Consider the following 1,262-nt stretch of genomic DNA (forward strand, 5'->3'; position numbering starts at 1 on the left):
CTGGCGGCGCGGCATAGCATGGCGACTTCAACGCTGACATCAATAATCATCAAATCAATGTGGCGCTGATAAATGGTATCCAGTATTTTATGACTGCGCTGCTGAATATCGCTATTACCGACGGGCGAATAATGCAGGCTGGTTGGTTGCCAATATAGTCCTGCGCGCCCAGCGAGTACATCATCTGCACGTTCATCTTCGGCGGGTAGTCGTACAACTTGCGCTTCATCTATAGCCGCAAACGTATAGGTATCGGACGTTAAACTGGTAAATACCGTTAATTTCTGTCTTGCTTCAATGGGTAATAAGGCAGCAAGCTTATCGATTTGGCGGCAATGCCCTGAGCCGTGATGATGGGCATAATAACCAAGCCGCATTATCCTTGCTCCATTATGTTATTTAAGCCACTGCTTGCACCGATTATTGACTCTGCTTTTTTGTTTTTGCCATTTCTGTGGATAAATGAATTCAGTTTTAAATGCGCATCTGTTGGGGCTTCAACGCCTTTTTTCTGCTCGATTTCTGCTACTGCTGCTTTATACAAGTCTAAATAGCCTGCTACCATGGCTGCGACGGAACAAAACTGTAAGGCGCGTTCTCGGCAGGCTTGGCGTGAAATGCTTTGAATCTTAGTAAAGCCTTTGATAAAAGCGTCTTTATCTTCCTTAGCGACGATAACGCCAGTGCTTGGTGTGACAATCTCGGCGCTAGCACCGACATCAAAGCCAATCACTGGCGTACCGCACGCTAAGCTCTCAGCCAGTGTTAAACCATACGGCTCATCCCATGTGCTGGTAAATAGCATGGCAGTCGCTTGACAAAGGTAGCGATTTACCTCGTCTTTGGTGACATGACCGACATAATCAAACAGTCTTTGCGCGCCATTTTCACCATCTTTAGCCAAGAGTGGGGCAACTTGCTCAACAAAATACGCTTCATTGCTTTTAGGGCCAGCAATAATGAGTTTTTTTCCCGCTTCCATACAGTATTGCATGGCCAAATGCGTGCCTTTTTCAGGGCAAATACGTCCAAACCAAAAATAAACTTCATCATTTTCAGGGGTAAAATCATCCGTAGATTCAATATTGGCGTCAAAGGATTTTACATCAATGCCGTTATAAACCACTTCTGATGGCACAAACTCAGAAAATAGCTGCTGTTGGTGTTTGCTGATAGCGGTAAACTGAGTGGTTGTACCGTGACGCAAGGTCAATAGCGCCAAACGTAATTGCGGAAAAATAGGTGTATGAAAGGTGGTAAAA

Annotated in this window: 2 protein-coding genes; both read right to left on the reverse strand. The window is 45.1% G+C overall.

What is annotated here, in order from left to right:
• Window positions 1–377: hypothetical protein (locus V7D75_RS02000; protein ID WP_333613199.1), on the reverse strand; the 377-nt coding region annotated here is incomplete at its 3' end.
• Window positions 377–1,262 (reverse strand): glycosyltransferase (locus tag V7D75_RS02005; RefSeq protein WP_333613200.1); only part of this gene is annotated, 886 nt, incomplete at its 5' end. The genes V7D75_RS02005 and V7D75_RS02000, both read right to left, overlap by 1 nt.

The organism is Psychrobacter sp. (assembly GCF_036731945.1).
GTDB lineage: Bacteria > Pseudomonadota > Gammaproteobacteria > Pseudomonadales > Moraxellaceae > Psychrobacter.